This window comes from Bartonella vinsonii subsp. vinsonii (genome assembly GCF_902825235.1).
GTDB lineage: Bacteria > Pseudomonadota > Alphaproteobacteria > Rhizobiales > Rhizobiaceae > Bartonella > Bartonella vinsonii.
On sequence record NZ_CADEAJ010000002.1, the window covers coordinates 47,074 to 68,458 of the forward strand.

Consider the following 21,385-nt stretch of genomic DNA (forward strand, 5'->3'; position numbering starts at 1 on the left):
AACTACCGGTTTTGCATAAAGTGTTTATGAAGCGCGTTAAGCACAATACGCAGAGAATTAACAAGATATGGTAGTGATTGATCTTCTATCACAAGATACTGTAATGCGGCATGAAGGTTATATTGACGGTATAAACATTGTGCTTCTTGAACAACATCTTTTACAGCTAAAAGATGTTTTGTTGCCATTTGTACCCATTTCTCTCTTGCTTTGTCATCAGAAGTTGTAGGCATTTCATCATAAACAGCATTAGGTAACGCTTTTGCACAGAGGTAATTGTTTCTCACTTCAAGATATTTTTGCGCAGCATCATATTGATCTTGATTGATTTCGCCTTGCAAATAAAGCCGCCCGATATAAGTACCGGAAAGCGGATTTTTAGCCTCTTCTATGGTCAAGCCAAAGCGTTTGGCACGCATTTCAAGTGCCAATTTATCCATGGGTTCATGCGGTGTTTTGGCTCGTGAGATGCGTCCGTTTGGTTCTCTGATACATCCTTTAATCCGTGGACGACCACGTTTTGCACGTTTTTTTCTTTTTGTCATATTTTTTTCAATCAGAATGGTATGCTATCATTATTAGTGAGTGCGCTATAATCTTTAGCTCCTGAAGCAACAGCATAATTTTGAGAAGTAATAGGTGAAGGGGTAGGGGGTGCCGATTGTTCTTTCTTTGCATCAAGCAAATACAATTCGCCTTTGAATTGTGGTAAGACAATCTCTGTTGAGTAACGATCATGACCGTTTTTATCTTGCCATTTGCGTGTCTGTAATTTGCCTTCTACATAAACCTTTGAACCTTTATTCAAATATTGAAGCGCTATTTTTGCCAAATGTGGATTGAAAACTACAACGGAATGCCATTCTGTCTTTTCTATTTTTTGATTGGTTTTTTTATCTGTATAGCTCTCAGAAGTCGCTATACTAAAATTGACTATTTCCGCTCCAGAATTCATTGTTTTGCTTTCGGGATTAGCACCAAGGCGTCCGATTAACGTCACTTTATTTAGCATATTTATAGCCCCATTAGATTTGCAAATTATACATGAAAAATCTTAGCATAATTTGCGTATTTTATCAAATAATTCAGTAAATTAATAACAGTTTTTTAAAGTATTACATTATAATATTATTTGACAAATTATTCATCAAAAAACCATGTCACACAAATGGCACGGCTTTCTTATTTCTGCTTTTAACTTTTCAATTCATTAAGAGTCTGTATCAAACTTTTTTGTTCGATTTATTGTTGACTATCGAACCTTTTTGTGCGATCTTCATTTTATGAAGAAAGGGGGAAGCTAAATGAAACGAGAAGCGCTGCTTAGAGAATTACGTAAAGAAGCCAGAAAAAGAGGCATTCATTACAGTGAAGCTCCTGATGCAGGTAAAGGGTCACATTATTTGGTAACTTTTGGAGATAAAACAACCGTTATAAAATCTGGTGAATTGACTCCACTTTACGTGAAGATAATAAAAAAGCAGTTGGGGATATGAGTTACTCTCTCGACGGCTTTAATTTTTCGTTTCAAAAACATTTCGATCATGGCGAGGAGACCAAAACATGGAATATACTTATCAAGCAAAACTGGAATCTGATCCAGATGGTGGTTTTATTGTAACCTTTCCAGATGTACCAGAAGCAATAACAGCTGGAGAAAATAGAACTGAGGCATTAGAGAATGCTGTTGAAGCTTTAGGGTTAGCATTACGGAGCTATCCTATGCGCGGTTTACCTTTACCAGTACCACAGCAATATAAAGACCTTATAGAGGTTACGGTAGATGCGTGGAATGCTCTTAAACTTGCAGTGGTAGAAGCCTTTAATGAAGCGAATATCACAAAAACAGAATTGGCTAATCGTTTGGGTAAAAAAGAAACAGAAGCAAGACGCATTCTTGATCCCAATTATCCAACTAAGCTTCAAACACTAGAGCAAACACTGAGTGCTCTTGGCAAGCAAGTCGTTATTACAATCAAAAACGCGGCTTAACTTCCTTCCCACGTTTGAAGGCAGGGAGGGGAGTCATGTTTTAAGTCTAAGCAGCTTTTACTACAGACCTTGCTAGAATGCGCTTAGCTTCTTTTGTAACTGATTTATAATGATCAAGTTCTTTTTCGATTTCATCTATTTTTAAAAGACGACCAAAGATTATACCCATGATTTTAGGATAATTTGTCAAAACATATTGACGAAGATAATTAAAATCATCAAAGCGCGTATCATTATCATAATCAACAGCTTGGTTTCTTAGTTTCTTTTCACATTCAATAAAGTAGCGTCGAGCCTGTCTACCTTTCTCATTGCGTTCAACCATTGAGAGCTCTTTCGCCATGTCTAGAGTGAGATGATATTCTATTGCTGTAACAGCTCTAGATTTTGCGCTTCCCAATTTTGGGAACCGCAAATCTTGTGTTTTTATGAAATCTTTACCTTCTTCAAATGTATATTGATTAATACGATCTGTAATCCAAGTAGCGAAACGTTTTCCTATTTCCATGAATGCGTGTAACTCACGCGCATTGACCGTTTGCACAATTTCTTGTTCAATAATTTTTTCTGATATTTTAATGAGTGTGTTCATAATATTGGTTCCTTTGTTTTAAAAGTTTAAGTATCCAGGGCTAAAACAACCGAACCAATTCAGTCCTTCACATCTTTAGGTTACCCTTGGACATACACGTGAAGACCCTGGAATAATAAAATGAAGGGCAACAGATCTTTCGGGATACTGTTGAACCGATTGGTTACAGGTGTTTTAAGCCTGCCTCATAACCTAATGGCTTTTAAAAATTTGTCAAGTTGTTCCTGATATGAGTTAGCATCTAATCATCGTTTTTTCAGAAGTTTCTGTTAATTTTTTTATCTCTCTGTTGATCTCGTCTATGAGAGGTTCGATATTCAGAACGCTTTTAGGGACATCACCCCCATAAACCCATGCTTTCACTTGCGCTTTGGTACTAAAATCCGCATTTTCTGGTGTGGTATAATACTGCCCACCATCAAACTTTTCACACTCTCTTGTGCCATCTTCATATTCGTAGAGATTGTAAAAATACTCAGCTGCTCCGTCCCCCCAAGGAACATAACCAACAGCTGTTGCAACAAACTCTTTTTTCATTGGCTGTTTACGTTTTTTTAAGAACAGATCTTTTAATATTCCCATGCTTTTAGTCCATAATTTTACCAATTGGTCTATTTGCCTCAAATTTGATCGTACAAAGCGTTTTTAATTCCTTATGTTGTTTGTATCAAAAAATTACTAAATCGCTTTGTACGGTACCTTTTTATCGATTTAAATGCATATATAATCCCAAAACAATCACCACTTTTCACTATTTTGCTGTCTCAAGCTGCTTTGCCATGCTGTTCTTCAAAAGCATCGGAATCGAGCTTGCCTATTCTCATGAATGAAATACGCTTACCTCCCAATGCCTTGTTGCGTGTATTTTCAACAGCTAGGAATATCTTCTCAGCAGCACCATAGAGAACAGACTCCATATCACGACAATACTTCGCAAGATCAGCAGAAGATGGTACAAATGTTGTTGACATACCTTCCGCTTCACCACGCACGAGATTTTTAACAGCTTGCAACAAAGACCATAGCGAAACACCGTCAAGAGCTACAACATAGGCGCGAGCGCGAGCATTTCCATTAGCAACTTTTTGCATTGTCAAACCACCTTCAAGCACATCAAGAGCCTCTGCAATGTCTTCAACAGATGCTTTCAAGGCGAGTAAGTTCTGAACCGTCTGATAAGCTTCTAAAGCTTGTTTCTCTAGGGCTGGTGTCAATTGAATGCCATTTTTCAAGGTCCATGGGTACTCCCGAGTTACAGATTGTACCATCTGTTGCACGGTATCTTGTAGAGGTATCACTAAGCTGTGTTGCACCGATAAGATTACGGATTGCTTCTCCGGTACCACCACTAGTTCTTTGATTTTTTGAAAATCTTTCATTGTTTGCACCTGCCTGTTTTTCCTTTTCTTTTTTCTTGGCTAAAGTTCCATTTCGGCTTGTAACCCAATTGTACCAAGTCCTTTGCCAATCCGTTTTTGTTGCATCTTTTCCTGATCTTGCTAGCCAAAAATTTTTGAACCGTTCGGTTTCTAACAGCGCCTCATCATGCGTTAAGCCTTTATCGATTGCGTATTGCAAATTAGGTTCAAAATCCTCTGGCAATCGACAACCGCGATTAGCTTTCGCTCGTTTTGCTTTTTGGGAAACGTTCTCTTGCTCGTGAATGGGAGGTTGGTTTTCAAATACCGTTGTGATTTGCTCTGGTTGGTTTTCGCAAGCAGCAACCTCTGTTGGCTCGTCAACCTGTTCGTTTGTTTCTAAATTTTCAGAACCAATTTCTTTTTTTGCTAACACGATAGTGTTAGTTTTTTTATATATATTCTTATTCTGGTTCTTTATAGCTTGATTTTGCTTAGCGTTTGCTTCAGCAAAAAAAGCGTTTTGCTTATTATTTGCTTCAGCAAAATTATTAACATGTTGTTTTGTATTGTTTTTTGCTTGTGCACCTTTTTTACCAGCCTCACTACGAACTTGCGATATGTGCTCTTTTTTATCAGAAAAATCTTTTAACTCTTCCTCAACACGACAATTCCACAAACCATCATCTGTTTGGATAAGTTTATTATTCCTCATTAAGTATTCGACAATAGCTGCAAATTTTTTCTGCGAACAATGACAAACGCGTGCAAGCGTTTGAAAATCTGTTTTAAGTGGTTCTTTTTTTTCATACATGCAAACGAGAAGGGTTATATAAACCCCCCGTTGTTCAGATGTCATTCCACTTGTACCACTTATCCAGTCATACAAATGGAATCTTATCCATGGCATTGCATTAGACATGCGCGCCCCCTTCTTTCATTAAATATAAATTAGTGATCATAATCCCCCCTTAAGGCTGTTGCGTATTTATGCGTGCGCTGTGACAGAGTGCTTAGAAATTGCCTGTCTTGAAAAAATATTTTTGAAAAAGTACTCTCCCAACGATTCTAAAAAATTGGGGGGAGCTATGATGCAAGAATGGATAGTTGATAAGGTTATATTCTTATTGCAACCGATAAATGATAGTGCTGCATTTTTGCTGCACTGGATAAGAGATAATCTTACGATTGCTCCTATAATTGCTACGATAGTTACTGGAATGGTGACACTTTTTGTGCAACAACTAAGCTTAAAAAAACAACTTAAAATCTTCCAACGACAAACTATAGCATCAGAAACCCAGACAGCTATTCTATTAGAAGATAAAAAAGCACGGGATTTGGGACCATATTTGAAATTGAAGGCAGTATTCTTCCCACAAAAATATGAAGGCACTTCACGTGTTAGGGTGAAATTGTGCATTAAAAATCTTACTAGAGAAGATATAATGATAAGGAATATACGCATATCGAAAAAAAGTCCCTTTAAGTTTGTTGAAAATGCTTGCCCTTTCGTTAGATGGCCATCTAAAACTTCAGGTGAACACCTTGTCATTAAAAGAACAACTCCAAAACTCATTGCTTTATGTCCCCAAAATATAAAATCAAATGCTTCATCAGAGTTCGCTTTGAACTTTTTTATTATACGTGCTAAATGCTATACTTTTTTAGATTTCATAATTAGCTGCCGTAAGCCTAATTCTCGCAACATTGCAAATTTTACACTTGACCACACTTCGATTGTTAACCCAGAGGAAACATTCACTGTTCATTTTTGGGCCTCATATCCACGCTCAAAAGATACATATGATGAATTTGGCCCTGAATATTCCTTTTTGGCTGATAATCCTCATTTGTGGTTTTTTTGATGCCAAAATTAAAAGCATTCTCCTGCGAAAGCAAAATCCAGCAATCCAGGTTCTTCTTTTTTGTTAATTAACTCAATGATTTTATTATTTAATTCATCAATAACTTTCATCTGTGAAGCTAACTTTAGCCTTTGGCTGTATAGCGTTTCATTTTTTTGCTTAATTAAAGAGGATAGGTTTTCAAGTACTACTTGCTGTTGTTCAATTGACTTATCTCGCTCTGCAAGAGTTGCTTCATGCCATCTCATCCAATTATCAAATTGTGACTTATGCCATTCTTCTCGTTTTGCAAGAATTGTTGTGTGAGTTCTATGTCGTTTTATAAGATCTTCTATGCTACAATCACGATCCGGTATTTGTATAAATTCTTTCACAAACTTATCTCCATTCTCAATTTTCGTATTACAACCTATTAATCTACAGATCCGTGCGTAGAGTTTCTTCAATATCCCGTTTCTCATGATCTTTCTTCTTTAAGAGTGTGAATGGTGCTGTGGGTGTTTGTTATCAGCTGTAGTCAGTGGCACGCCTACCTCTTCAAGAGAGGGGCGTGGGTATAAATCGACATACCAGTCAACGGGACGAACAATACCATTGGTTGTCTTTTCAATCTTTAAGACAATTTCAGGCTCAGGAAACCGCAAGCCGCGTAAATACCTGTTAATCGTACTCTGTGCTACGCCAACTTGCTTCCCAAATTCGGCTTGAGATAGTTTATTTCGTGTGAGATATGATTTCAATTTTTCCATAATTCAAATAAATACCATAAAGGACTGCTTTAGTCAATAAAAAATACCTTTATGGATTTTGTTAAATAAGCAGTCTTGGTGTAAGGTTTAGAGCATGCATATAATTAAAAAATTGAGGAAAGATTTGGGACTCACACAGGTGAAATTGGCTGAAAAAGCTGGTACCACGCAACCTCAAATAAAACGGCTTGAAAAAGGTGAGCGAAAATTAACCAAAGAGTGGGCGGAAAAGTTAGCACCACATCTTGGTGTAAAGCCATTTAATCTTCTTTTCCCAGAAAACGAGGAAATACATCCCATATCTAATGCTATTGGAATGATACCGGTGATAGGAAAAGTTGCTGCTAGCTCGTGGATGTCGGTCGAAGATATGGATTTTGGATTTGATGACATAGAATATGTACCCAGCACCTCGAAATACCCAGCTCACTTTCAATTTGCTTTAAAAATCGAGGGCAACTGCCTTAACAAAATTGCTCGTGATGGTGATCAACTTATTTGCGTAGACATAATAAAAGCCGGCATTAATGTGGAACCTAACGATCTCGTGATAGTTGAACGCAGCCGATTCAATGGTCAAATGATTGAGCGTACAGCTAAACGTATACGTCAAACTATTAGTGGATTTGAACTATGGCCTGAAAGTACTGAACCCAATCATCAAGAACCTATCAAAATAAATGGGGCAACTGATGGAGAGGAGATTCGTGTAGTTGGGAAAGTTCTTTGGATTTTAAGAAAACCCTGAAAACAAAGGAGAAGCGGGAATGGGGACAGTAGACGAGAGCTTAAAAATAATAGCTGATAAAGTCAAAAATCATTCAGATACTATGTTAACTGAAGAAGCGGTCAAAACAGCGGTCGTTTTACCCTTTCTGCGCGCACTTGGGTATGATATTTTCGATCCACTTGAAGTCATTCCCGAGTTTACTGCTGATGCCGTTGGTAAAAAAGGTGAAAAAGTTGACTATGCTATCCGTATAGACGGTGAGATACGTATTCTTTTTGAGTGCAAACCGATATCTTGCGAATTGAGTTCAAAGCATTTAAGTCAATTATATCGATACTTTAGTGTAACGAATGCTAAATTCGCGATTTTGACAAATGGTCGATTTTTTCATTTTTACACAGATCTTGATGCTGCAAACAAGCTCGATAATAGGCCATTCCTTACTTTTGATGTAATAGAATACAATACTGTGGTACTTACAGAGCTTAAAAAGTTTGAACGCTCAGCATTTAATATTGAAAATATATTGGTGACAGCCGAGCAGCTCAAATATGTATCTGGAATAAAACAAAACATCCAAAAAGAAATAGAAAATCCGTCCGAAGGTTTTGTTCGTGTTGCTTGTGCGGATGTTTATGAAGGGCGCCTGACTGCTAATGTCTTAGAAATGCTCACAGGTGTTACTAAAAATGCGTTTCGCGAAGTAATATCTGATGCGGTAAAAAGTCGGCTTTCTAGCGCTTTACAAACAACAACTGAAACCGACAAGCAAGATAATATTGCTACATCTATTGGTAATGAACATGCCATAATAACGACCGAAGAGGAAGTTGAAGGCTTCATGATTGTCAAGGCAATTGCGCGTGAAGTTATTTCTGCCGACCGTATTGTTATCAGAGATGCAAAGTCGTACTGCGCCATTTTAATTGACAATAATAACAGAAAGCCGTTGGTTCGACTGCACTTTAACAGAAAACGTAAGCAACTAGCCCTTTTCGATACTGATATTGATGAAAAAGTCGGTATTGAAACGCTAGATAATATTTATGATTTTGCAGACAGAATAAGAGAAACAGCAAAAAAATATTTATAAGATATTCTAACAACCTATGTATGCCCCGCTGAAGCGGGGTTTTTTTGTTCGTCCGCAGTTTTTATAAAAAAACTACGGCGTTATCTACCCATCGATTGGCTCTGTCTGCACACTGCCCCAATTTTTCCTGCATATAAATTTCAAATACAGCTAACTGATTTATTTTTTTACGGGATACTAGGAAGTATCATGCCTCTACACTGAACGCTACAATACCCAAACCGATTCGTAATAAATATTAAAGTTCATTTATAAAAAACCATTTTAGCATAAAATGACTTGACTATAATAATCCTTTACGGTATACTCCTCTATAACAACATATCACGAAGAAGCAAAAGCCGATCTGGTGTAGATTAAATTACATTGACACAAACAATCGCTATTAGGCGTTAGGGAGGGGAAATTATGGATAAGCCAATTCTTATAAATTCTGATGAAATTTTATTAGTTGTCTACAATGATGATCAACACATAGGGCAATCGGGTCCACTTGATGAAAACCAAGCTTTAGCAATTGTTGACGAGGCAGATGATGCTATACAAATCCTTCGCATAAATCCTTCTGAGAACAGTTGCGAAGATATCTCTGAAGATATTGCAGAAGCATATATAAAACAAAACATAGATTTTCTCGATGAGGACAGCAAGGTTGATTATTATATCTATCAAAGCAATGCTTACCATAGGCTTTTAGACGATATCGCAGACGAAAAATATAATGATAAAATGTACGGGACCTATGAACAGCAACACCGTTTGCGTCCTTGTGATGTGCTTTAAATTCTGAGGGCGTTTTCTCAAGCGCCCCTTTCAATCCCATCAATATGAGGTCTATCATGGAAAAGCTTATTCCTACTCAGTACAATATTATTCAACATCAAAAGGTTCAAACTATTAGCGCTCGTGATTTATATACCTTTTTAGAGGTAAAAACCGAGTTTAGAAAGTGGATAACAAACTGTATTAAAGAACTTAGTTTTAGAGAAGATGTCGACTTTGTACTTTCTACTAAAAAATTATCAAACTCCTCACACGGAAATCCTTTTAAAGATTATGCTCTCACTTTAGACACGGCAAAACACATTGCCATTTGTGAACTTGGTCTCAAAGGTAAACAAGTTCGTAAGCATTTTCTCGAATGCGAAAAAAAAGCAAAGCTGCAAATCGATTATTCAAATCCTGAAACATTAGAAGATTTCTTAAGACATCTAAGACAGCAAATTAAGCACAATGACAATGTTGTCACAACGAACGGAGTGAAGCATGCATAATTTTATCACAGCAGCAGAAAATAATTTTAACAATCAAACCGTTCCAACCATGTCAAGTCGTGAAATTGCAGAATTGTGTAGTAAACAACATAAACACGTTATGCGTGATATTAAGCAAATGCTTGAAGAGCTACACTCTAAAAGTACTGAGCCCAAATTTGGGCTGAGTGAATTTGTAGGTTTTTACAAAGATTCAACAGGTCGCACTCTCCCTTGTTATAATCTTCCCAAGCGTGAATGTTTAATTCTTGTCTCAGGTTACAGTATGACATTACGTGCTAGGATTATAGACCGTTGGCAAGAATTGGAAAAGCAAGCAGTAATACCACAAATCGATTATTCAAGTCCTCAGGTTATGCTTGGTGTTTTAACTTATCTCAAAAGTGAAAATGAACAAAAAGATAATATGATTGCTGAATTAAAACCAAAGGCTATGGCTCTTGAAAGCTTGCAACGCAATGAAGGGCTTTTTGGTCTCACTGAAGCCGCTAAAATACTCGAGATGCAACCAAAACAGTTCATTCTCTTCTTACAGAAAAAAGGTTGGGTTTACAGACGAGCAGCAGGTGGAAATTTGCTTCCTTATCAAGACAAAATCCAAAAGCAACTTATGGATTGTCCAACTATCACACTCCAAACCGCAAGTGGAATAGAAAAAAATATTCCTTGCGCAAAAATCACAGCAAAAGGAATTGGTGTGCTTTCTCAAGAGCTTAAACGACAAAGCATGCATTAAGAGCAATAATCATGGAAAAGAAATACGAACTGACTGATGAAAAAACTGAAGCTTATGGACGAACACTTTACCGTATTAAAGCCTTAAGAGACTTTGGATATATCAAAAAAGGGGACCTCGGCGGTTTTATAGAAAAAGGGAGCAACTTAAGCCATAAGGGAAACTGTTGGATTTTTGGCAATGCACAAGTTTACGATAATGCCAAAGTTTATAATGATGCACGGGTTTATGGGGATGCAAAAATTTCTGGAAATGCACAAATTTCTGATTATGCCGAAGTTGATGGTGCTTTTGTTAGAGAGGATGCCAAGGTTTTTGACTATGCGCGGATTTATGGCAATTCTGTTATAGGGGAAAGTGCACACGTTTACGGAAATGCTAAAATCTACAATCAAGCATATATTTGCTGTCGTGTAGACATTGGTGGAGATTGTAAAATTAGTGGATCAACCGTAATCATAGAACGTAAGAAATAGTAATCATGGAAAAGAAATACGAACTTACTGATGAAACAATCGAAATTGGGCGCAAAACGCTCCGCCGTATTCGTGCATTGAAAAACTTCGGTGATATTAAAGTTGGTGATTTAGGTGGTTTTATAGAGCACGAAGGCAACTTATCCCATGAGGGCAATTGTTGGATTTGGTATAAGGCTTGTGTTTTTGGAGATGCACGTATTTATGGCAATGCACTTGTTTTCGATGAAGCAAAAGTTTCCGATAATGCACATGTTTGCGAGAGCGCACACGTTTATGATGAAGCGCGCGTTTACGGTCGTGCAGAAATTTATGGAGAAGCAAAAGTTTACGGTGATGCAGAAGTTTACGGTAGGGCAGAGGTTTACGATTGTGCACTTATTTTCGATGAAGCACGTGTTTACGGTAAGGCAGAGGTTTACGGTTGTGCACGCGTTTACGGTGAGGCATGCGTTTCCCATAATGCAGAGGTTTACGGTTATGCCAAGGTTTTTGGTGAGGCGTTAGTTTTTGGCAATGCACATGTTCATGGGCGTGCAAAAGTTTATGATGATGCACGCGTTTACGATGAAGCACGTGTTTACGATAAGGCAGAAATTTACGGAGAAGCAAAAGTTTACGGTGATGCAGAAGTTTACCGTAGCGCACACGTTGATGACTATAACGCCATATCAACCGGAGAAAAGACCAGATGAAAAAATACGAACGACTAATCTTATAGTATCTCTATAAGCCGTTTCTAATCACACAACCAACTTTTAAAACAAGCGTGATTCACGCCACGGGAGAATTGCGTGCAATGGAGGAAATCAAGATGAGTGAACAAAACACTAACCTAACAGAAATTGAAGAAACACATCATTTAGCAGCCAAACAAACTGCTATGGAACGCATTTTAACCAGAGCCTTAGAAAGTGACGTCGATATGGACCGTCTCGAGCGTCTCATTGCCTTACGAGAAAAAGAAATAGAAAGGCAAAACTACGAAAGATTTGCCAGTGATCTTTCGAATATGCAAACAGAATATCAAAAAATACAAAAAAACTCTACAAACACCCATACCAACAGCCAATATGCAACCCTTGATCAGTACATTGATGCTGTAAAGAATACTCTTGCAAAACACCGGTTTTCTTTGTTTTCTCGTATCAAAGAACAGAGTTCAGACAGTATAATTATAGAAATGACTTTGACACATCCATCTGGGAATAAAATCTCAACAGAGGGAAAGTTTCCTTATGACACTAAAGGATGCAAATCAACTATACAATCGGTTGGTTCTGCAATCACATACGCACGCAGATATCTCTTAGGTATGCTTCTTAATGTCGTGAGTGAAGATGATGATACGGATGGGAACGCACCTATTAAAAAGGCTTTTCCGCAACAGATCAATGAAATCAGAAGACTTATGGTACAAACAAATACAGAAGAAGAAAAAATACTTGCTTATGTCAAAGTCAAAAAGCTTGACGATATGTCTGAAGGACAAGCACAAACGGTGTTACATCTTTTGAAAGATAAACAAAACAAACAAAAGGTAGAAACAGATTCTACTATACAAGACGCCGATATAGTAACACCACACGAACAGGGAACGGCGGTGTGAGATGGAACAAAGGACAGCAGAATGGTTTCAAGCGCGCTTAGGCAAAGTCACTGCATCAAACATTTACAACATACTCAGTAAGACAGCAAAAGGTTTGCCTACAAGCAAATATGAAGACTACAAAATGAAACTCATGACAGAGCGCTTAACAGGAGAAATAAGTCAATCTTATACAACACCTGCTATGCAATGGGGCATTGAACATGAGGATAATGCCTTGAAAGAATATGAACTCATTTATGACACCAATGTTACAAGATGCGGGTTTATCCCACACCCAAAAATGGAAATGGCAGGGGCTAGTCCTGATGGGTTTGTTGGTGATGACGGTTTAATTGAAGTCAAATGTCCACAATCAACGACTCATCTTCGCTTTTTTATGGATAACGAAATCAAGCCTGAATATCACGCGCAGATGCAATTCCAAATGGCATGCACAGGACGCAAATGGTGTCATTTCATGAGCTATAATCCAAACTTTGTAGGCAAATCTACTGGTTTGAGAATGAAAATCAAACGCATCCTCCGTGATGAGAAACACATTGAAGAGATTAACAAAGCAGTTGAAGTCTTTTTAGGGGAAATAGAACAAGAGATGCAAAAGATTTTGACAAAAGCTGCTTAAACTTATGGGGGTGCTCTTCTCCTCCCGAGCATCCCCGCCCATTTAATTAATATAAAAAAGAGAAAGGTAATGAGATGATATTTGATGATGGCGATAGATATGTAACGACACGTGAATGTGCGGAGCTTTTTAGCGTATCCACAACAACGATTCGCAATTGGGTGCTTCAAGGAGAGTTTCCTGAGCCCTATAAACTAGGTAGAGCAGTGAGATGGAGAAAGAAAGAGATTTTGGCATTCACTCCAAAGAAAAATAAGGAGCAAATAAGAACAAATTAGATAAAGTTATATAAACTATAGAAGGTGGTCTAAAAGGTGGTCTAAAAATTACCAATTAAAGAAAAAACTTATATATTTCAATATGTTCAAAGCAAAAAGTGGTGCCCAAAAGAGGACTCGAACCTCCACGCCTTGCGGCACAGGTACCTGAAACCTGCGCGTCTACCAATTCCGCCATCTGGGCTATAAAATTGATCTAAGCTTGTAAAACAACTCTGTCAATAAAATTATAGAATTTATTCTGTAGCGCAAAATGATTGAATTGGATTCTTTGAACTTACCACGATTTTAGAAATTTAAGGTGTGATGATTGTTTTTGCCGCAATTGTTGAATCAGAATGAAATCTATAAATAATAGGAATGCCGGTCGCTAATTCTTGAGAGATAATTTCTTCACTATTTAGACCTTCAAGCGCCATTATAAGAGCACGAAGTGAGTTGCCATGCGCTGCAATCAAAACAGTTTGAGAGCGTAATATATATGGCTGAATATGATGAAGATAATAGGGTAAAACGCGAGCACAAGTATCACGTAGGCTTTCTCCATTTGGGGGCGCAATAGCATAGGAGCGACGCCATATTTGCACTTGCTTTTCTCCCCATTGTTGGCGCACTTCATCTTTATTCAAACCAGAAAGATCACCATAATCTCGTTCATTCAATGCCGGAGTTTTTATCAGTTCTAAATCTGATTGTCCCATTTGGTCTAAAATATGTTGAGCCGTTTTTTGTGCACGCTGTAAGGCAGATGTATAAGCGATATCAAACTTTAAACCAGCTTCTTTAAGTTTTTTTCCTGCTGCACTTGCTTCTGCACATCCCTTTTCTGTCAAATCAGGATCTTTCCAACCGGTAAAAAGATTTTTGAGGTTCCATTCACTTTGTCCATGACGAATGAGTACAAGCGTGCGTTCCATTACGAATTTCCTGAATTACATTGATTGTTGACAACTATCGTCCAGTCCTAAAACATCAAGCATTGAATAAAGACCATTTTTATGGTCTTTTGCCCATAAAGCTGCTTTTAAGGCGCCATTGGCAAAAAGAGAACGTTCTTGTGCTACATGTGAGAGAATAATACGTTCATTTGGACCGGCAAAAGTAACAGTGTGGTCACCAATAACTGTTCCACCTCGTGAACAGGCAAAGCCAATTGTGCCTTTTTCGCGTTTACCTGTATGGCCATCGCGACCACTGACACGCACATTTTGGAGCATAACATTGCGACCTTCGGCTGCGGCTTGCCCAAGAAGAAGAGCTGTTCCAGAAGGGGCATCAACTTTACCAGAGTGATGCATTTCGTAAATCTCAATATCAAAATCATCAGATTCTAATGCTTGTGCAGCCTTTTTTATAAGGTTTGCTAAAAGATTTATTCCAAGGCTCATATTCCCAGATTTGACAATAGTTGTATATTTCGCAAAATCTGCAATTTTTTCTTCTTCTGTTTTACTAAATCCCGTTGTGCCAATAATATGGACAAGACCTTTTTGTGCCGCATAATTGGCATAGAGAAGACTGGCTTCTGGCTGAGAAAAATCTAAAATCCCTTCTGTATGAGAAAACGCGCTTTCGGGATCATCCGTAATGCGAATATCAAGAAAATCTGAACCAATGAGTGTGCTTGCATCTTTGTTTACAAAAGGCGATCCTTTGCGCACAAGGACAGAACTCAGTTCTATGTCTTCTCTACGCTGGATAGCTGTAATGAGCTCGCGTCCCATTTTTCCATTCGCACCAACAACTGTAAGGCGCATATTTCTCTCCTTATGACACTTGACTTTTGTAGTATAGGCAAATTCCTGTCTTCTTTCCAATGGTTCTTTTTCTCTATAAAAGAAAAATTTTGCTTTTTTATTTATGAAATTTCAGTTGATAGAAATGCAGGATGAGAAATCTTTATTTTCATTAGAGAAGTCAAAAATGGGATATTACGCAATATGTTTTTTATATGTATTGGGTAGCATGGATGAACACGCCAGCTCTATTCTTCCTTTTTGGTTCCCATTCACGTTATAAATGATGCATTATCCTTATAAGTTAAGGCTCTCGTGCGGTGTGTAACATCATTGAGATTTTATTGATGAAGAAGCATTTCTCTATAATGTTAAGAGTGCTTCTCCTTGTCAAGAGAGGTGATTAGAAATCAAGATCTGTATAATGAGGACTCGCTACAATTCCTCGTACGCGATCTGTTAAAAGAGAGCGAAAAGAGGGGCGGGATTTAATTCGCATATACCAGTCTTTAGCAGCGGGTGATTGTTCCCAGTCAATTTCTCCCAGAAAATCAAGCACAGAAACAGAAGCTGCGGCTGCTAGATCCGCATACGATAATTCAGAGCCGACTAACCAGTCGCGAGATGCGCAGAGCCAATCGAGATAGTTCATATGAGGAAGAATATTGGCGCGCGCATTGCGCAAAATTTGTGAATCAGGAGCACCACCGCCAATGGCAAGGGGCATTTCACGTTTATAGATTCGTTCCCGTACAATATGGCGTATCGCTTCATTTTCAAATTTATTTAAAAACCAGTCATTAAGACGACGGACTTCGGCACGGCCTAAAGGATTTTCTGGAAAGAACTTATTTTCTTGTCGTAAACTTCCATGTGTTTCATCTAAATATTCATAGATAACAATGGCTCCTGATAATGGGACTTCATGTTCATCAAGAAGAACAGGAACTTGACCCGCTGGATTAAGTGCAAGAAATTCGTGTCTTCTAGCCCATTCATGTTCTTCAATCAGTTGAATGGTTATGCCATATTCTCCAAGAATGAGGCGTATGAAGCGCGAGGAAGAGGATAGGGGAGAGTGAAAAAGTGTCAACATAATCTACACTATCAAATAGAGTTAATGAGAATTCTTTCAAGTGATAGGAAATTTTATAAAGATGCTTTACGAGAAGTACAAGATTATTAACAGAAGCTCACAGTTATGTTTAATAAACCCTTAAGAACAAGAAGATTATACTGCAATCGCTTGCAAAATAGCAGCACGCAATTCTTCTAAACCGAATGCTTTTTCTGAAGATGTTACAAGAAGTTCAGGATAAGCTGCTGGACGTTTGAGAAGCTGTGTTTTTGTGGTTATTGTTAATTTTTCAAGGACATTCGATTTTATTTTATCACTTTTTGTTAAAACAATCTGATAAGAAACGGCAGCTTTATCGAGGAGATCGAGAACATCAGAATCATTCTTTTTGATTCCATGACGTGAATCAATCAAGACATAAACACGTTTTAGAGTTGTACGTCCCCGTAAATAGCTAAAAATCAATTGTGTCCATGCATCAACCAGATTTTTAGGTGCTTTTGCAAAACCATAGCCTGGCATATCTACGAGTGCAATAGGGGGGAGATCTCCTGCTTGGCCACTAAAACCATCAGGTACAAAGTAATTAAGCTCTTGAGTTCGCCCTGGTGTATTTGAGGTGCGCGCTAAGTTTTTTTGTTCGACAAGTGCGTTGATGAGGGAAGATTTCCCAACATTCGAACGTCCTGCAAATGCAATCTCAGGTGGTCCTTCTGGTGGAAGAAAGTGTATTGCAGGCACACCACGAATAAAAATCCAATTGCAAGAAAAAATTCCAGAAAGAGAAGAACATTTTGTCATTCATGTATTTCTTTTTTTTGGTGATTTTTTCCATATGGCTTTAAGATTATCGAAAAGCTCAATTTTGACACCTTGACGTTTCATCATGATACTTTGTTGAATGATCGATAATATATTGTTCCATGCCCAGTAAATGACAAGACCAACAGGGAAGGATGCTAGCATAAAGGTAAAGATGACAGGCATCCACGCGAAGATCATCGCTTGTGTTTGGTCTTGAGGCGTTGGGTTCATACGCATTTGTAAAAACATTGTTATTCCCATGATTAAAGGCCATGCACCAATCATAAGAAATGTTGGAGCTGCGTATGGCAAAAAGCCAAACAGGTTAAAAAAGGACGTTGGATCTGGCGCTGCTAAATCTTTAATCCAGCCAAAGAAAGGGGCATGCCGCATTTCGATGGTAATATACAGAACTTTATAAAGAGCGAAAAATATTGGAAATTGAACCAACATTGGCCAACAACCGGCAAGAGGGTTAATTTTTTGTGTTTTATACAACTCTATGATTGCTTGTTGTTGTTTGGTTCTGTCATCAGGATATTTTTCTTTTATTTCCAGCAACATTGGTTGTATAAGTTTCATACGCGCCATAGATTTGTAGGACTTATTTGCTAGCGGGAAGAGAAGTGTTTTCAAGAGCACTGTGACAAGAAGAATAGCGATACCGAAATTGCTAGTTTGCTTATAAAGAATATCAATGAGGGAGAACATTGGTTTGGTGATAAAATCAAACCAACCCCAATCGATTAAAAGAGCGAATTTCTTAATTTTCAGGTCATTTTGATAGTGGTTAATGATTCCAACTTGTTTTGCACCAGCAAAAAGACGATTTGTAACAGTTTTTGTTTCATTAGGGGCAATCGTTAAAAGCGACCCGAGCAAGTCAGATTGATAATGCGTCTGTAAGCGATCAAAATAAATAAAGCGGCTGGTATATTCTTTATCTTGTTGAGGAATAACCGCTACAGCCCAATATTTATCAGTAATGCCAATCCAGCCTCCTGTTACTTTAGAGAAAGTCATACTTTTTTGACCATTCTCAGGATTGGGATCAAGTTCTGCTAGCGTTTTATATTTCTCAGTTTTAAGTGAAGCACCAGCGATACCTATCATGCCTTCATGAAGTAAATAGGTTGCATTTGTGTGTTCTGGTGGAGCTGCACGTGCAACGCGGGCATAGGACGAGAGATATATCGGTTTATCTCCTTCATTGCTGATAGAATCTTCAATGGTAAACATGTAATGATCATCAACAGAAAGGGTACGGCGGAAGATTTGTCCCTGTCCGTTATTATAAATTAAAGTAACGGGCGTTGAAGGAGTCAGTGTCGTATTATTTCCTTCTATTTGCCATTGGGTATCAGATTGTGGCAAAGCTTCTGCTGACAAAGATGAACTTGTAAAACCAAATTCGGCAAGGTAGGTCGTTGTGAACCCCTTGGGATTCAGTAGAGCAATTTCGGGTGATTCCTTCTCTACTGTCAGACGATATTTTTTGAGGAGAAGATCATCAAATTGTGCACCAACAAGATTAATAGAGCCTTCTAGTTCATTGGTTTTGATGGCAATACGGTTTGTTTGAGCCAACACAACTTTCCGTATTTCAGGAGTCATTTTGTGGTCAATGATAGATGCTGATGGGTGCATTGGTGCAGCATCAGAGGAATTTTGAGTAGGAGTGGAAAGTGCGGATTGTTGTTTAGACAATTGTTGTGCAATGACTTGTTGTTTTTGTAATTCAGCCTGTTTTGGAATAACATGAAGAAACTGCCATGCGATAAGCACGATAAAAGATAATCCAATGGCGATAAAGAAATTGCGGTTATATTCCATTCGTACACCCGTGTTGGCGTTGCTGATGTTTTGTTTTTGGTTTTATTCGTCGGTTTAATTCACTGATCAAAGATGTAAAAGGCGCATGAAGTGCATCAGGACGTGCTACAATAACATAGTCTGTTCCTGCTTCCATGTTATCTGTTAACCCAACTCTCACAGCTTCACGCAGACGTCTTTTAATACGATTGCGTTTGACGGCGTTACCGTTTTTACGTGTTACCGTGAAACCCACACGCGCAACAAGAGGAGATTTCATCTCTGCTGTTTGCTGATGAGACTTAACTTCCAGCAAAAATAAAGGACCACGTCGCTTTTCTCCTGTGCGTACAGACAAAAAATCTGCTCTTTTGCGAATGCGGCAGGGAGGTTTTTTCTTCATAAAGAGCGTTTCGCAATTTTACTAATGCCTGCAAAAGCAGGCACTGGAGGTTCATAACGAAAGTTCCACAACGAAGAAATGATGAACACTCTTCAACTCTTGTGAAAATTTATGGTTAAGTTAAATGCTTAAGCGGATAACCGCTTACGCCCACGAGCACGCCTTGCAGCGATAACTTTACGGCCACCGGCTGTCGCCATACGAGCACGAAACCCATGGCGGCGTTTACGGACCAATTTAGATGGTTGGTAAGTACGTTTCATTTATTTAAATACCGCGGAGTGCGGCCCTTCTTAAATTCTATGGGCAAAACTATGCGCTAGATGAACAGTCTTATCCTATCATACGATTGCTAACCCATAGGCAAAAACATAAAAAAAGTCAATCTCAGTTTCTTTTTCGCTCTTTTTAAAAATACAAAAAAATCCTTCGAGGAAGTGATTTTGTTCGTAATACTTAAAAACAGTTAAGGAAAATAATTGCTGGTTACAATGAGGTATTTTACAATTATTTCTGTTGTAACACAAGTGGATACTCACAACGTTATAGAAAGAGTGGAGAAAAAATCGTGATTTGTTATTGTATAATGATGACGTGTGCTTGTTGTAGATAAGAAGTTTGCGTGAGTTTTGCCTCTTAAAGGCTTTAGAACATTTATAAAGAGAGAGCCTGATAACCATCATTTAAGAGGATTTTATAGTCGAGTTTTTTATTTGAGGTTTGTTTAGTGTTTTAAAAGAGATATAAAGAGAGAGAGTATAAGATAATTTACATTTTGTCATTCTCATAAAGTGAGAAGTTTCAGATGATGAAGTTGAAGTGTTTTTCGTCCTTATTGTCCTATTTTCTGAAATTTATATAGAGAGGAAAGAGTGTGAGTCCTATCACAAGTGAGGCTATTCGCAACGCGTTACATAAAATCAAAGGACCGGATTTTGAAAGTGATATTGTATCCTTGGGGCTTCTTTCAGAAATATTGATTGCTCAGGGAAAAGTTTTCTTCTCCATTACAGTTCCAGATGGGCGTGTGCAAGAATGGGAGCCGTTGCGTCGTGCTGCTGAAGAAGTGGTGTGTGTTATGGAGGGGGTCGAATCTGTTGTTGTCACACTTACGGCAGAAAAAAAACCAACGGTATCTTCTCAGGTTCATAAAGATACAGTTTTTTCTACACCAAAACGGAGAACACATGCATTGCCTGTAAAAATGCCAATAGAAGATGTTCGGCATGTGATTGCCGTTGCTTCTGGAAAGGGGGGCGTTGGCAAATCTACAATGGCAATCAATATCGCTCTTGCTTTACAAGATTCTGGTTTCAAAACGGGGTTGATGGATGCAGATATCTATGGTCCCTCTTTGCCGCGTTTGACAGGGCTTGTTAACCAAAAACCGCAACATATCGAAGGGAAAAAACTTCGACCTCTTGAAAAATTCGGTCTTAAATTGATGTCAATGGGATTTTTGGTTGAGGAAGAAAAGCCGGTGGTCTGGCGTGGTCCCATGGTTATGGCGGCTGTGACACAATTGCTGAGAGATGTTTTATGGGGACCTCTTGATGTTTTGGTGGTTGATATGCCGCCGGGAACAGGGGATGCACAATTGACACTTGCTCAACAAGTGCCATTGACGGGTGCGTTGATTGTTTCTACTCCGCAGGATTTAGCCTTGGTTGATGCACGTAAAGCGATAGAAATGTTTATGAAGGTGGATGTTCCCATTTTAGGACTTATTGAGAATATGAGTTATTTCATTGCTCCTGATACGCGAAAACGCTACGATATTTTTGGTTATGGTGGTACGCGTGCAGAAGCGGAACGCCGAGGGGTGCCTTTCTTAGCAGAAGTGCCGCTTGATGCGGCTTTACGGTCTTCTTCAGATGAGGGCGTGCCAATTTTTGTTGCTAAACCTGGTGAGGAGCACGCTAAGCTTTATCGTGCGATTGTTGATCAAGTGAAAAATAGATTTTTTTAAATTTACATTTTTTTTAAGAGGGGGAGGATACAATATTGAGAAAAATATAAGGGCTTTTTTTCTGAAGGAAAGGAATTGGTTAAAGACTTTGTTCAGGTACGAGGAAGTATTTTTCAATATCAAATTGTTGGATGTTGATTATATCGATGCGAAAACCGTGGAAAATATTCCAAAATAAGATGTGGTAATGCGAACGCTCTCTG

At 38.3% G+C, this 21,385-nt stretch carries 29 protein-coding genes and 1 tRNA gene; 14 read left to right on the top strand and 16 right to left on the bottom strand.

The window, feature by feature from the left end; all coding sequences use genetic code 11:
• Positions 1-2: 2 nt before the first annotated feature.
• Both J7R12_RS02650 and ssb read right to left on the bottom strand, forming a co-directional pair.
• Positions 3-545: a hypothetical protein gene (locus J7R12_RS02650; protein ID WP_126603692.1), complete on the bottom strand. Its 543-nt coding sequence runs from the start codon at positions 543-545 to the stop codon at positions 3-5.
• Between the two features lie 11 nt (positions 546-556).
• Entirely contained in the window at positions 557-1,012 is a 456-nt protein-coding gene (gene ssb / locus J7R12_RS02655) for a single-stranded DNA-binding protein (protein ID WP_126603691.1), read from the bottom strand.
• A 292-nt stretch (positions 1,013-1,304) separates the two neighbouring features.
• On the opposite strand from ssb, the gene J7R12_RS02660 reads away from it, so the two are divergent.
• Positions 1,305-1,496, top strand: a complete 192-nt coding sequence (locus J7R12_RS02660; RefSeq protein ID WP_126603690.1) for a hypothetical protein — start codon at positions 1,305-1,307, stop codon at positions 1,494-1,496.
• Between the two features lie 67 nt (positions 1,497-1,563).
• The gene (locus J7R12_RS02665) at positions 1,564-1,992 is read left to right on the top strand and encodes a type II toxin-antitoxin system HicB family antitoxin (protein WP_126603689.1); all 429 of its coding nucleotides are present in this window, start codon (positions 1,564-1,566) and stop codon (positions 1,990-1,992) included.
• 46 nt (positions 1,993-2,038) lie between these two features.
• Here J7R12_RS02665 and J7R12_RS02670 read toward each other — a convergent pair whose 3' ends face one another.
• From J7R12_RS02670 to J7R12_RS02685, 4 genes are all read right to left on the bottom strand, one after another.
• A complete protein-coding gene (locus J7R12_RS02670) occupies positions 2,039-2,584 on the bottom strand; it encodes an antA/AntB antirepressor family protein (RefSeq protein ID WP_126603688.1) in 546 nt (181 codons plus the stop codon).
• Between the two features lie 234 nt (positions 2,585-2,818).
• Positions 2,819-3,166 carry a hypothetical protein gene (locus tag J7R12_RS02675; protein WP_126603687.1) on the bottom strand — a complete coding sequence of 116 codons (348 nt, stop codon included), beginning with the start codon at positions 3,164-3,166 and terminating at the stop codon, positions 2,819-2,821.
• Between the two features lie 182 nt (positions 3,167-3,348).
• The gene (locus tag J7R12_RS02680; RefSeq protein ID WP_197721504.1) at positions 3,349-3,735 is read right to left on the bottom strand and encodes a hypothetical protein; all 387 of its coding nucleotides are present in this window, start codon (positions 3,733-3,735) and stop codon (positions 3,349-3,351) included.
• Positions 3,719-4,864, bottom strand: a complete 1,146-nt coding sequence (locus J7R12_RS02685) for a YdaU family protein (RefSeq protein WP_126603686.1) — start codon at positions 4,862-4,864, stop codon at positions 3,719-3,721. The genes J7R12_RS02680 and J7R12_RS02685 overlap by 17 nt, the downstream gene beginning before the upstream one ends.
• Positions 4,865-4,943: 79 nt before the next feature.
• Here J7R12_RS02685 and J7R12_RS02690 point away from each other — a divergent pair, with 79 nt between their 5' ends.
• Positions 4,944-5,810 carry a hypothetical protein gene (locus J7R12_RS02690; RefSeq protein WP_234924825.1) on the top strand — a complete coding sequence of 289 codons (867 nt, stop codon included), beginning with the start codon at positions 4,944-4,946 and terminating at the stop codon, positions 5,808-5,810.
• Positions 5,811-5,818: 8 nt separating this feature from the next.
• Here the strand turns inward: J7R12_RS02690 and J7R12_RS02695 are convergent, their stop codons facing one another.
• Entirely contained in the window at positions 5,819-6,184 is a 366-nt protein-coding gene (locus tag J7R12_RS02695; protein ID WP_126603685.1) for a hypothetical protein, read from the bottom strand.
• 99 nt (positions 6,185-6,283) lie between these two features.
• Positions 6,284-6,559, bottom strand: coding sequence for a helix-turn-helix domain-containing protein (locus J7R12_RS02700; protein ID WP_126603684.1), 276 nt, complete (start codon positions 6,557-6,559; stop codon positions 6,284-6,286).
• Between the two features lie 94 nt (positions 6,560-6,653).
• On the opposite strand from J7R12_RS02700, the gene J7R12_RS02705 reads away from it, so the two are divergent.
• The 10 genes from J7R12_RS02705 to J7R12_RS02750 all read left to right on the top strand — a co-directional run bounded on the left by J7R12_RS02705 (position 6,654) and on the right by J7R12_RS02750 (position 13,380).
• Positions 6,654-7,307, top strand: a complete 654-nt coding sequence (locus J7R12_RS02705) for a LexA family protein (protein ID WP_004856665.1) — start codon at positions 6,654-6,656, stop codon at positions 7,305-7,307.
• 19 nt (positions 7,308-7,326) lie between these two features.
• Positions 7,327-8,382 carry a type I restriction endonuclease gene (locus J7R12_RS02710; protein WP_126603683.1) on the top strand — a complete coding sequence of 352 codons (1,056 nt, stop codon included), beginning with the start codon at positions 7,327-7,329 and terminating at the stop codon, positions 8,380-8,382.
• A gap of 408 nt (positions 8,383-8,790) precedes the next feature.
• The gene (locus J7R12_RS02715) at positions 8,791-9,165 is read left to right on the top strand and encodes a hypothetical protein (protein ID WP_126603682.1); all 375 of its coding nucleotides are present in this window, start codon (positions 8,791-8,793) and stop codon (positions 9,163-9,165) included.
• Between the two features lie 56 nt (positions 9,166-9,221).
• Positions 9,222-9,656, top strand: coding sequence for an antA/AntB antirepressor family protein (locus J7R12_RS02720; RefSeq protein WP_126603681.1), 435 nt, complete (start codon positions 9,222-9,224; stop codon positions 9,654-9,656).
• Positions 9,649-10,392: a Rha family transcriptional regulator gene (locus J7R12_RS02725; RefSeq protein WP_126603680.1), complete on the top strand. Its 744-nt coding sequence runs from the start codon at positions 9,649-9,651 to the stop codon at positions 10,390-10,392. Before J7R12_RS02720 ends, J7R12_RS02725 begins: the two co-directional genes overlap by 8 nt.
• 11 nt (positions 10,393-10,403) lie before the next feature.
• A complete protein-coding gene (locus tag J7R12_RS02730) occupies positions 10,404-10,868 on the top strand; it encodes a hypothetical protein (protein WP_126603679.1) in 465 nt (154 codons plus the stop codon).
• Positions 10,869-10,873: 5 nt separating this feature from the next.
• Positions 10,874-11,563 (top strand): hypothetical protein, encoded by a 690-nt coding sequence (locus J7R12_RS02735; RefSeq protein WP_126603678.1) that lies wholly within the window; start codon positions 10,874-10,876, stop codon positions 11,561-11,563.
• A gap of 119 nt (positions 11,564-11,682) precedes the next feature.
• A complete protein-coding gene (locus J7R12_RS02740) occupies positions 11,683-12,477 on the top strand; it encodes an ERF family protein (RefSeq protein ID WP_126603677.1) in 795 nt (264 codons plus the stop codon).
• A gap of 1 nt (position 12,478) precedes the next feature.
• A complete protein-coding gene (locus J7R12_RS02745) occupies positions 12,479-13,102 on the top strand; it encodes a lambda exonuclease family protein (protein WP_126603676.1) in 624 nt (207 codons plus the stop codon).
• A gap of 74 nt (positions 13,103-13,176) precedes the next feature.
• Entirely contained in the window at positions 13,177-13,380 is a 204-nt protein-coding gene (locus tag J7R12_RS02750; RefSeq protein WP_015399033.1) for a helix-turn-helix transcriptional regulator, read from the top strand.
• A gap of 99 nt (positions 13,381-13,479) precedes the next feature.
• Here J7R12_RS02750 and J7R12_RS02755 read toward each other — a convergent pair.
• The 8 genes from J7R12_RS02755 to rpmH form a co-directional block, all read right to left on the bottom strand.
• A tRNA-Leu gene (locus J7R12_RS02755) sits at positions 13,480-13,564 on the bottom strand.
• A 112-nt stretch (positions 13,565-13,676) separates the two neighbouring features.
• Positions 13,677-14,297 carry a 2,3-bisphosphoglycerate-dependent phosphoglycerate mutase gene (locus J7R12_RS02760; protein WP_126603675.1) on the bottom strand — a complete coding sequence of 207 codons (621 nt, stop codon included), beginning with the start codon at positions 14,295-14,297 and terminating at the stop codon, positions 13,677-13,679.
• Between the two features lie 15 nt (positions 14,298-14,312).
• On the bottom strand, positions 14,313-15,137 hold the full coding sequence (gene dapB, locus J7R12_RS02765) for a 4-hydroxy-tetrahydrodipicolinate reductase (RefSeq protein ID WP_126603674.1): 825 nt from the start codon (positions 15,135-15,137) through the stop codon (positions 14,313-14,315).
• 382 nt (positions 15,138-15,519) lie between these two features.
• Complete coding sequence (locus J7R12_RS02770; protein WP_126603673.1) at positions 15,520-16,212, bottom strand: glutathione S-transferase family protein; 693 nt, start codon at positions 16,210-16,212, stop codon at positions 15,520-15,522.
• Positions 16,213-16,347: 135 nt separating this feature from the next.
• Positions 16,348-16,995 carry a ribosome biogenesis GTP-binding protein YihA/YsxC gene (gene yihA / locus J7R12_RS02775; RefSeq protein WP_126603672.1) on the bottom strand — a complete coding sequence of 216 codons (648 nt, stop codon included), beginning with the start codon at positions 16,993-16,995 and terminating at the stop codon, positions 16,348-16,350.
• On the bottom strand, positions 16,996-18,831 hold the full coding sequence (yidC, locus tag J7R12_RS02780) for a membrane protein insertase YidC (RefSeq protein ID WP_126603671.1): 1,836 nt from the start codon (positions 18,829-18,831) through the stop codon (positions 16,996-16,998).
• The gene (rnpA, locus tag J7R12_RS02785) at positions 18,821-19,213 is read right to left on the bottom strand and encodes a ribonuclease P protein component (RefSeq protein WP_126603670.1); all 393 of its coding nucleotides are present in this window, start codon (positions 19,211-19,213) and stop codon (positions 18,821-18,823) included. The genes yidC and rnpA overlap by 11 nt, the downstream gene beginning before the upstream one ends.
• A 128-nt stretch (positions 19,214-19,341) precedes the next feature.
• Positions 19,342-19,476, bottom strand: a complete 135-nt coding sequence (gene rpmH, locus J7R12_RS02790; RefSeq protein ID WP_005864709.1) for a 50S ribosomal protein L34 — start codon at positions 19,474-19,476, stop codon at positions 19,342-19,344.
• Between the two features lie 611 nt (positions 19,477-20,087).
• Between rpmH and J7R12_RS02795 the strand changes: the two genes are divergently transcribed.
• Complete coding sequence (locus J7R12_RS02795) at positions 20,088-21,182, top strand: Mrp/NBP35 family ATP-binding protein (RefSeq protein WP_126603669.1); 1,095 nt, start codon at positions 20,088-20,090, stop codon at positions 21,180-21,182.
• Positions 21,183-21,385 lie beyond the last annotated feature (203 nt).